The 9,346-nt window shown below is 39.1% G+C and carries 12 protein-coding genes; 2 read left to right on the forward strand and 10 right to left on the reverse strand.

The window, feature by feature from the left end; all coding sequences use genetic code 11:
- The first annotated feature begins 390 nt into the window (after positions 1–390).
- Both GX756_04695 and GX756_04700 read left to right on the forward strand, forming a co-directional pair.
- On the forward strand, positions 391–633 hold the full coding sequence (locus tag GX756_04695; protein NLC17160.1) for a DUF1858 domain-containing protein: 243 nt from the start codon (positions 391–393) through the stop codon (positions 631–633).
- Positions 626–1,774, forward strand: coding sequence for a DUF438 domain-containing protein (locus GX756_04700; GenBank protein ID NLC17161.1), 1,149 nt, complete (start codon positions 626–628; stop codon positions 1,772–1,774). Before GX756_04695 ends, GX756_04700 begins: the two co-directional genes overlap by 8 nt.
- 226 nt (positions 1,775–2,000) lie before the next feature.
- Here the strand turns inward: GX756_04700 and GX756_04705 are convergent, their stop codons facing one another.
- From GX756_04705 to GX756_04750, 10 genes are all read right to left on the reverse strand, one after another.
- Positions 2,001–2,489 carry a hypothetical protein gene (locus tag GX756_04705; protein NLC17162.1) on the reverse strand — a complete coding sequence of 163 codons (489 nt, stop codon included), beginning with the start codon at positions 2,487–2,489 and terminating at the stop codon, positions 2,001–2,003.
- Position 2,490: 1 nt separating this feature from the next.
- Positions 2,491–3,468 carry a flotillin-like protein FloA gene (floA, locus tag GX756_04710; protein ID NLC17163.1) on the reverse strand — a complete coding sequence of 326 codons (978 nt, stop codon included), beginning with the start codon at positions 3,466–3,468 and terminating at the stop codon, positions 2,491–2,493.
- A gap of 101 nt (positions 3,469–3,569) precedes the next feature.
- Positions 3,570–4,118, reverse strand: a complete 549-nt coding sequence (locus tag GX756_04715) for a hypothetical protein (GenBank protein ID NLC17164.1) — start codon at positions 4,116–4,118, stop codon at positions 3,570–3,572.
- A 118-nt stretch (positions 4,119–4,236) separates the two neighbouring features.
- Complete coding sequence (gene lnt, locus GX756_04720) at positions 4,237–5,862, reverse strand: apolipoprotein N-acyltransferase (GenBank protein ID NLC17165.1); 1,626 nt, start codon at positions 5,860–5,862, stop codon at positions 4,237–4,239.
- Positions 5,863–5,935: 73 nt separating this feature from the next.
- On the reverse strand, positions 5,936–6,766 hold the full coding sequence (locus tag GX756_04725; protein ID NLC17166.1) for a DNA glycosylase: 831 nt from the start codon (positions 6,764–6,766) through the stop codon (positions 5,936–5,938).
- Positions 6,767–6,875: 109 nt separating this feature from the next.
- Positions 6,876–7,154: a 50S ribosomal protein L27 gene (gene rpmA / locus GX756_04730; protein ID NLC17167.1), complete on the reverse strand. Its 279-nt coding sequence runs from the start codon at positions 7,152–7,154 to the stop codon at positions 6,876–6,878.
- A 1-nt stretch (position 7,155) separates the two neighbouring features.
- On the reverse strand, positions 7,156–7,485 hold the full coding sequence (locus tag GX756_04735) for a ribosomal-processing cysteine protease Prp (protein NLC17168.1): 330 nt from the start codon (positions 7,483–7,485) through the stop codon (positions 7,156–7,158).
- Between the two features lies 1 nt (position 7,486).
- The gene (rplU, locus tag GX756_04740; protein NLC17169.1) at positions 7,487–7,789 is read right to left on the reverse strand and encodes a 50S ribosomal protein L21; all 303 of its coding nucleotides are present in this window, start codon (positions 7,787–7,789) and stop codon (positions 7,487–7,489) included.
- Positions 7,790–7,932: 143 nt separating this feature from the next.
- Positions 7,933–8,601 carry a hypothetical protein gene (locus GX756_04745; protein ID NLC17170.1) on the reverse strand — a complete coding sequence of 223 codons (669 nt, stop codon included), beginning with the start codon at positions 8,599–8,601 and terminating at the stop codon, positions 7,933–7,935.
- Positions 8,602–8,692: 91 nt separating this feature from the next.
- The coding region (locus GX756_04750; GenBank protein ID NLC17171.1) for a nicotinate phosphoribosyltransferase at positions 8,693–9,346 on the reverse strand (654 nt) is incomplete at its 5' end.

Below are 9,346 nucleotides of genomic sequence, written 5' to 3' on the forward strand. Positions count from 1 at the left end.
GACCGTAAAGCTAAAAGAGTCGTTATCTCTACAATCCTTCTAGCCTTTTTAACAAAAGACTCGCACTATCTGTTTTTTTTCGCTTGTCTTGCCTTTTCTTATTCCCTTGTCAATGTGCAAAAAATGCTACCGTTCAAGATAGCTTAGTTATAATACCAAATCATTTGGGCGTTGTCAACCCATTTAGAAATTCTTTTTTTGAAATTTTTGGTTTTTGAAGGTTTATTTGAAAAAAGCTGCATATTTAATAATATAATAATATAAAAATTTAGCAAAAAATTTTTTGGGCATAACGCTAATTGAAAAATTTTTTATTTTTTATGTAACAAAAGCGCTTGAAATTAGCTCGCATATAAAATAAAATTAACTAAAAAATAATCAGGAGGCGATATGGATAAAAAAATTATAGACCTTAATAAGAGCGTTTATTCTCTTTGCAAAGACGACGAGAAGTTAAAACATATTTTATACGATTTAGGTTTTAGCGATATAACAAAGCTCGCTATGCTAAACACCGCGGGCAGAATAATGACTCTGAAAAAAGGCGCGGCCTTTAAAAAAATACCTCTGTCAAAAATTGTCCACGCTTTAAACGAAAGCGGATACGAAGTAATAGGAGATAAAAATGAATAAAGACAAAAAACTGATTTTAAAAGAAATTATCAAATCGTTGCATGAGGGAGCCAGCCTAGAAGAAGCCAAAGTAAAATTCCAAAAAGAGTTTGCCAACGTAAGTTCTATAGAAATAGCCCAAGCCGAACAAGAATTAATTAACGAAGGCTTGCCAATAGAAGAGGTGCAAAGGCTATGCGATGTGCATTCTGCTATATTTAAAGATTCCATACAAAACGAGTTTGAAAAGCCCGATATTTATGTGGAACATTCTATCCTAAACATAAATAAAGAGAATAAAGAGATAGAAAAAATTATACAAGAGATTAAAAAATCCGATAGCGTTGACAAAGCGGCTATTGAAAAACTTCTTAGCGCCGTGGATTTGCATTATCAGAAAAAAGAAATCGTTTTGTTCCCCTATCTTGAAAAATACGATATTACATCGCCGCCTAAGGTTATGTGGGGCGTGGACGATGAAATCCGCGACGCCTTAAAAGATGTTTTGGCTAAAATTGACAACAACGCCGACCAAAACACTATAAAAGGATTATTGGATTCTTGCGTCGCAAGAATAAAGGATATGATTTTCAAAGAACAAAGCATTTTATTGCCTATGATGATAGATACTTTGGAAAAACAAGACTGGAAAGAAATATTCCCGCAACTGCAAAACTTCAATAAAGCGACCGACCAAAAAACCGACTACAAAGACACCAAAGAAGCAAAAGCCGAGGGCGCGAGCCTGGATTATCAATCGGATTATATCAATTTGCCCAGCGGCAAGTTTAGGCTAAACGAGCTGATAGCTTGTTTTAACGCTTTGCCCTTTGACATAACATTTGTTGACAGCGAGGACAAAGTGGCGTATTTTTCGGAGGGCAAAGAGAGAATCTTCCCTAGAGAGCGCGCGGTTATAGGACGAAGCGTCTTTAATTGCCATCCGCCCAAAAGCCAGCATATCGTAAGAGCTATTATGCAAAGTTTTAAAGACGGCTCAAAAGACCACGAGGACTTTTGGATTAAGATGGGCGATAAATATGTCTTGATTAGATATTTTGCTGTAAGAGACAAAGACGGCGCGTATTTGGGCACCTTGGAAGTTACGCAAAACATCGCGCCGTTGCAATCAATTACAGGCGAAAAAAGATTGTTATCATAAAAAAATATGCTCAAAACAAAAAGCGGGCATAAAAGCCCGCTTGTTTGTTTTTTATAAATATGAGTTATAGCAAGTATTTTTTATTTTAGGTTGTAAAATAAGCCAAAAAGATAAAACTGTTAATTTTCGGCTTTTATCTGCAATATTTTAAGCCCAATTAAATTTTAATACAAAACATTTGAAAAAACCAAAAAAACAGCAGGCGTTTTTTTAAAAAGCCTGCTGTTTAAAATATCTTTCTATAGTTTCTTTTTTTGGCCTTAGGCGTCATTATTGTATCGCCCAAAACTAATTTCTTTAAAATATCTTCGTCTTGTTCAATCAATTCCAAAAATTCGCTTCTTTCTTGACCGTCTTTTTCATATTCAACGACCATTGGGGGCGCTATTTGAGAAAATGTAAGGCGCTCAAAATCGTCATGCTGTGTTTGGGTTTTTTTTGGCTTTTGGGCATAAGACAATTCATGCTTGGGTTTTTGTTCTTCTAAATCTTTAGTAGATTGAGCTTTATATTCGTATTCTTGGGGATATTCTTCGGTTTGAGTTTTATATCTCAATTCTTCTGAAAGCCAATCTAAAAAACCTTTGGGTTTTTGTCCGTCGTTGAATTGTGTATTGTTTTGTCGGTTTCTAAACTCATAAGAAAAGACCGAAGCAACAGCGCTAAAAACGATAATTACGACTAATATTATTGTTGGAATTATAACGCCCGACATTTTATTCCTTCTTCTTTGGTTCTTTGTCCGTTCCGCCTAAGCTATTGCGCATATTGGTATCGGCAATTAAATTTTGCAAATGATAATAATCCATTACCCCCAAATTGCCCTTTCTGAAGGCTTCGCTTAACGCCTTGGGCACTTCGGCCTCGGCGGCCAAAACATTGGCGCGCATTTCTTGGGTCTTGGCGCGCATTTCTTGTTCAAGCGCTATGGCCATGGCTCTTCTTTCTTCGGCTTTGGCTTGAGCAATGCGCTTGTCGGCTTCAGCTTGGTCGGTTTGAAGCTGCGCGCCTATATTTCTGCCTATATCAACATCGGCGATGTCTATTGACAAAATCTCAAAAGCCGTGCCGGCGTCCAAGCCTTTATCCAAAACGGTCTTGCTTATAGAGTCGGGATTTTCCAAAACATCTTTGTGCGAGCTGGCCGAACCTACGGTCGTGACTATTCCTTCGCCTACGCGGGCGATTATAGTTTCCTCTCCCGCCCCGCCTATAAGCCTTGAAATATTGGTCCTTACAGTTATGCGCGTTTTTACCTTTACTTCTATTCCGTCTTTGGCTACGGCGGAAATCATAGGCGTTTCTATAACCTTGGGACTGACGCTCATTTTAACCGCGTTAAACACATCCCTGCCCGCAAGGTCTATGGCGCGCGCCGATGGAAATGTAAGGTTGATATTGGCGCTATGCGCGCTTATGAGCGCGTCCACCACCCTGATGACATTTCCGCCGGCCATATAATGGGTTTCCAAATCTTCTATGTTTATATCAAGTCCTGCTTTTCTAGATTTTATATAGGCGTCAATTATGGTTTTATATTTAATCCTTCTTAATTTCATCCCCACCAGTTTGCCTATTGATACATATGCGCCTGAGACCGCGGCCGTGAACCATGTTCCCATAGGAAAAATGCCGGTGACAACTACCAAAAACAGCGCCACAACGCTGATAATTACCCATGCCCACCATTCCATAACAATATCTCCTTTTTAAAAAAATGGAATAATACTTAACTTAAATTTAACTTTTGTGAAAATAAGCGAAATATGCGCTTGACCAAAAATATTTGCAAATATTATTTTAGCTTTTTTACCACTATGCGCGCGCCTTCAACTTCTATAACTATTATTTCCATGCCCATCGGTATGAAAGCGCCTTGGGCGATTACATCGTATTCTTTGCCTTCAATGACGGCTTTGCCGCTGGGTCTTAGGGGCGTAACGGTTTTTCCGGTTTTGTCCAATAGATAGCTAAAATCTTTGGTCGCATCCGAGCGCGCAGGGTCAACCGCCGTGCCCGTTTGGATAAAATCGGCCCGAGACAGCCAGCCGTATTTCATAGACCTAACCATAATCAAAAACGCCGCCATCAAAATTACTATGATCAAAAAGATCATAATAAACAGCATTAATAATGTGCCGCCTTGAAGCATCCTTATTACCAAACCTGCGATTATTAAAAGAGCGCCTAATCCCCCAAAGATGCCAAATCCGGGCTGAAAGATTTCTATTATGCAAAGCACTAAGCCAAGCACGATGCAAACGCCGGCGGCAACGCCCATGCCTGCGAATAATTCCACAAACTGTTCCCAAAAACTTGCCGCGAACAAGACAGCTGCGTTCATAAACCCGAATCTCCTATAAAATTATCTTTATTAATTATTATATCATAAGCGCAAAAAATATCCGATTAAATAACAATTAAAAATTTTTAATTTTTCTAATTATACTTTTTTAGATTTATTAAATTTCTTCTTGATTTATAACTTCTTTTGTTTTTTTGTTGAAATTATTTAAGTTTTTTAACAACCTAAAATACACAAACGCGCCTATTGCGCCGCCAATAGCGATATAAGCTATAATGTCGCCCGTTATGGTATAAAGCGTCTTTTGGTTTATTAGGGGGATATCATATAATACATAGCCGTTTTCATGGGCGGGCAATTGCTTGATTGTCTGGCCTGTTGACGAGATTATCCCAGAAATGCCCGCGTTGGCGGCCCTTACGACAAATCTATTGTTTTCAACGGCCCTTAAAACAGCGTGGCCGTAATGCTGGTGGATAGACGGGGTGTCTATATACCAAGAATCGTTGGTGGCTATAATTATCGCTTGGGCGCCGCTTTGGGCCGATTGGTAAGAAAATCTTTGGAACAGCGAGTCAAAACAAATCAGCCCGCTAAACTTTCCGTAAGAAGTGGAAAACACCACCGCTTCCTTGCCCGGGGTCATCATGTCCTCAAACAAATTAAATTTTTGCAAGACTTTAAATTTCATTAAAAAATCTTCATAAGGTATGAATTCGCCAAAGGGCACTAATTGGCGCTTATGATATAATTGAAAGTCTTCGTTCCCAAAATCAATGCAATAAAGCGAGTTATACGAATTGCCGTTTTCATCTTCATGAAACGAGCCCACTATAAGGCTGATTTGGTTGGTCTCAGCCAAGTCTTTTAGTCTATTATAATATACCGAATCTTGAAGCGAAGAAATAATGGTGGTTTCGGGCCAAACTATTACCTTAGCGCCCGCCTCAATAGCCTGAAGCGTCAAATCATAATGGCTGTCAAAGATTTCGCTTTGGGTTGATTCCCATTTTTCTTTTGAGGGGAAGTCAACTTGGACCGCGGCAAAAGGCGTTGACGCGGCTTTTTTTACAGAATGATTGACTACGGCAATACGGATATACCCAAAGCACATATTGGCTGCCAGAATGAACGCCGCCGCTATTAATAATGATTTTTTAAAGATTTTTTGGTTAAATAATTGCCATAAGAATAAAGCGATAAGGCCGTTAACGCATATCAATAAAAAAGTAATACACAACGAGCCAAATAACGAAGCCGACTGAATATTGGGCGCGAAATTATATTGCGACAAAGCCAATCTGCCCCAATTCATAGCAAAAGGCCCGTATCCTTGCGCCCATTCCAAAACCACCCATAACGCCCCCAAAACAAAGGGCGACCAAATGCCTTTTGGCTTTATCAGTCCGTATGCCAAGCCTACCAAAGACATTTGAAGGCTTTGGGCGATGCTGATGCTAAACCAAATAGTCAGCACCGCTTGCAAACTTTGGTCATATTCAAAACCCATAATCGTTAAAGGGTGCAAGGATAAAAACCAAGTATAAAGAATGAAATAATACGTCAAAGCCCATAACAAGACTAGTCCAAAACATTTCCAAGCGCTTTTTGAGTTTTTTATCAAACAATAACAAAGAGGAATTACGCTAATCCATGTCAAAAAGAATAAGTCTTTTGAATAAAGCGTAAGCGATGTCAACGCGCCCGAAATTATTGCCCACAAAAAACCTAAGCGGAAAATTTTGAGCTTGAAAAACTTTAAAATCGCCTGCCAAGCTTTCATGCTTTAAATTATAACATACAATTAAAATAAGATACACATATAATAAGCTGCGTATTTTTACCAAAAAAATGTCTTAAGTTTTGTTGCTTCTCTTATAATAAAAAAGATACTGTTGCGCATACCCTGCAAACTTGCCGAATAAATCTATAAAAAATTGCCTTATAGCTTTTTTGGAAATTAAATAGCCTCCAAAATTTTCTGTATAAGCTCTCAGTATCCAAACATCCACGGGAAAGACATCGTATCTTGACAGACCGAACAATAAAATACAGTCGGCAACCTTTTCGCCCACGCCCTTAAAGGCTCTTAGTTTTTTGAACGCCGATTGGGTGTCTAAGTTTTTTAACTCGCGATAAAACCCGTCAAAATTATCCTTTAGCGTATTTAACATGTCTTTAAGCCACGGGCTTCTATACCCGCAGCCCGCCGCCCGAAAAAAGCTTTCGGGCGCCTGCGCCAAAACTTTAAATTTGGGAAAGGCGTAATAACCGCCCATGTTTTGCCCCAGCTCTCTGCAAATAAAGTCCAATGATTTTTTTATTCTATTTATATTATTGTTTGAGGAGATAATAAAGCTTATTATAATTTCGTATAAATCATTTTTTAATATCCTTATGCCTTGGCCAAATTTAACCGCCTTTTCCATAAGCGGATTAATGGAAACGGCTTTTTTTATGTAGTTATAATCTTTGTCCAGATCAAAAAAATTATAAAAATATTGGGCGTCGTCGCAATGTATAACTATCTTGCCGTTGTTTTCAACAACATCGGCGCAATGGTTTTGGGACAATACTCTAGCGTGGTTAGGCGCGATATAATATCTAAAAACCTGCCCGCATTCTAAAATATGTCTTATATCAAAACTATCGGGATTATGTATAGTAATCGTGTTTGAATTTATCAAAATTTTCATCTTATTTTAGATTATATGACATATATCAACTTGTGCCAATAAAATTAAAAAAAGCTTCTTAAAAAGTTAAGAAGCTAAAAAATAGTTTTTTTTGATGTAATTATTGGGCGTAAACGGAAACTTTTTTTCTTTTTCTGTCCAAGTTTTCAAAACGGACCACGCCGTCAATAAGCGCGAACAATGTGTCATCGCCGCCCCTGCCTACATTGCGGCCGGGATGAATCTTAGTTCCGCGCTGGCGCATCAAGATACTGCCTGCGGTTACAAATTGGCCGTTGTTGGCTTTTACGCCCAAACGCTTAGCCGCGCTGTCGCGGCCGTTTTTGGTGCTTCCGCCGCCCTTCTTTTGGGCGAATAATTGGATATTTATTTTAAACATTTTATTTTACCTCCAGCTTAATATAATCCGAATAGCTTTCCACAAGATCGGCTATTCCCATATACATTGTTGACAAAATCACATCGGCGTCATGCGCTTGTTGGTCGGTTATATCGTCGGGCAATTCAAACATCAAGTATCCGTCTTCATCGTCTCTTTCATATAAGACATTGATTCCCGCCACTTGCAAAAGCCCTAGCAACGCCGTTTGTATCACGCTTGAGAGCGCCGCGCATACTATGTCTTCGCCGCTTGCGGCATACCCCGTATGTCCCATAGTCTGCACGCTTTTGATTGAATTGCCGCGTTTTTTTATCTTGACAATGGTCATTTTAACCGATGCTTAATATTTTTAATTCAGTGTATTTTTGACGGTGCCCTTGCTTTTTGCGGTAGTTTTTCTTGGGCTTATATTTAAAAACGGTAACCTTCTCGCCTTTAACCACGCCCAAAACCTCGGCCTTTACTATCTTTTGTTCGGCTTCCGCGCCCGTCAACACCTTGTCGTCTTGGACAACCAATATCGGTTTTAGGTCTATCACAGAACCTTGTTCGGCCTTTATCTTCTCAATGCGTAAAACATCGCCTATTTTAACCTTATATTGATGTCCGCCGTTATCTACGACCGCATACATAATTTATTGCCTCCTAAACCTTACAGTCTCCGCCAATAAAGGCGTATGGCCAAAAACCATAGCTTAAAAAACCTTTTTTGAGCGACTCACATAATAATCTAACACAATATTATCTTAATTGTCAATTGTATGGGATAATAAATTTATAACAAATCTTTCAAAATCTCTTCCAAGCTCTCGGTGGGATGCAGCGCCTCTTCCAAAGAAAAAGCGGATTTGGAATCGTAATATTTTTTGATATTTTCCAAAGGATTCCAAGCCTTTTTGGTTTGTGCCAACCTCTCTTTTTCGGATTCGTATTGAAGGCTTATATCGTCTGGGGAAGTTTTTTTGGCTTGGGCTTTGGCGGCTTGCAAAGCGTCTTGGACTTGTTGTTCTTTGGTTTTAGGGGCAGGCTTTTGCGAGCTTTCGGTTTCTATCAAATTCAAAGCGTCCGACATTTTTTTGTTAAACCTAGCGATTTTGACAAGGTCGTCGTCAATCGGATATTTTTCTATGATTTTTTTGTAATATGACAACCACTTCGCATGGAACATCTTGAGCCCTTTGATTTCCATGTCGTATTTTATCTTGGCGGCTTGTTCCAATTCCTCGGCCTTCGCCACGGCCGCCAAAAGCGCTTGGTTGATTTGTCTGCCGCGGCTTCTATATGCTTCAAGTTTGGACTCAAGTTCTTTGATTTGTTCGCGCAGTTCAAAAATCCTGTCTTTTTGTTCAGACAGGCTTTTTTCGTAATTGCGTCTTAGGCTTTCAATATATTGTCTTACCTCGTCCGAGCTAAGACTTTTTTTGCTGAGATCTATTTCTTCCATTTTATCTTATTATATTATATAGTTAATTATAATTTTGTCAAATTTGATAACAAAAAACATTATTATGTTATATAAAAATGATTAAAAATCTTTAATAATTCCTTTTTGATTTTATTTCTTGTATTAGCTCTTGCTTGAGTTCGTAAAGCGCGTCCGATAAGTCCACTTTATAAATATGCGGATTGCTTATGCGCTTATATTCGGGCCAAAAAGCGCTAAGTTCTTGTTTGCAATATTTGGCTATGTCTTGAAGCTTAGGGAACTCGTAGACCACTTCGCCGTTTTTCATAACATCCACAAGCAAGCTTCTTAGATCATAATCTTCAAAGGTTGTGGTTTTCCATCTTTCTATGGGATGTATAATGGTCAACGGTTTGGGGATTATCTCGCCTTGCAGCGCTATGAGGTCGGCTTCGGCATAACCGTTGCTCTTGTTGTAAATGCGGTATAATTCTTTGATGCCCGGAAATGTTATCTTTTCAAAGGAGTCCGATAGCTTCATCTTGGGCGTAACTTTATCGCCTTGTTTGGTCGCAACTATCTTATACACTCCCCCCAAACTTGGGTTGTCCTGGCTTGTGATAAGCTTGGTGCCTATGCCATACATATCAATGCAAGCGCCTTGGGCGTTAAGATGCAAAATAACATTTTCATCCAAATCGCCGCTTGCGAAAATCTTAGCGTCCTTATGGCCGGCCTCGTCCAGCATCTTGCGCGCCGTTATGGAAAGATAGGCCAGGTCGCC

It is taken from the genome of Clostridiales bacterium, from assembly GCA_012512255.1.
Classification (GTDB): domain Bacteria; phylum Bacillota; class Clostridia; order Christensenellales; family DUVY01; genus DUVY01.

Bases quoted from the DNA above. Each gene is read 5' to 3' on its own strand.
- lnt (NLC17165.1), bottom strand. From the start codon at position 5,862: ATGAAAGCTTGGCAGGCGATTTTAAAGTTTTTCAAGCTCAAAATTTTC.
- GX756_04715 (NLC17164.1), bottom strand. From the start codon at position 4,118: ATGAACGCAGCTGTCTTGTTCGCGGCAAGTTTTTGGGAACAGTTTGTG.
- GX756_04700 (NLC17161.1), top strand. From the start codon at position 626: ATGAATAAAGACAAAAAACTGATTTTAAAAGAAATTATCAAATCGTTG.
- GX756_04695 (NLC17160.1), top strand. From the start codon at position 391: ATGGATAAAAAAATTATAGACCTTAATAAGAGCGTTTATTCTCTTTGC.
- rpmA (NLC17167.1), bottom strand. From the start codon at position 7,154: ATGTTTAAAATAAATATCCAATTATTCGCCCAAAAGAAGGGCGGCGGA.
- GX756_04735 (NLC17168.1), bottom strand. From the start codon at position 7,485: ATGACCATTGTCAAGATAAAAAAACGCGGCAATTCAATCAAAAGCGTG.
- rplU (NLC17169.1), bottom strand. From the start codon at position 7,789: ATGTATGCGGTCGTAGATAACGGCGGACATCAATATAAGGTTAAAATA.
- floA (NLC17163.1), bottom strand. From the start codon at position 3,468: ATGGAATGGTGGGCATGGGTAATTATCAGCGTTGTGGCGCTGTTTTTG.
- GX756_04705 (NLC17162.1), bottom strand. From the start codon at position 2,489: ATGTCGGGCGTTATAATTCCAACAATAATATTAGTCGTAATTATCGTT.
- GX756_04745 (NLC17170.1), bottom strand. From the start codon at position 8,601: ATGGAAGAAATAGATCTCAGCAAAAAAAGTCTTAGCTCGGACGAGGTA.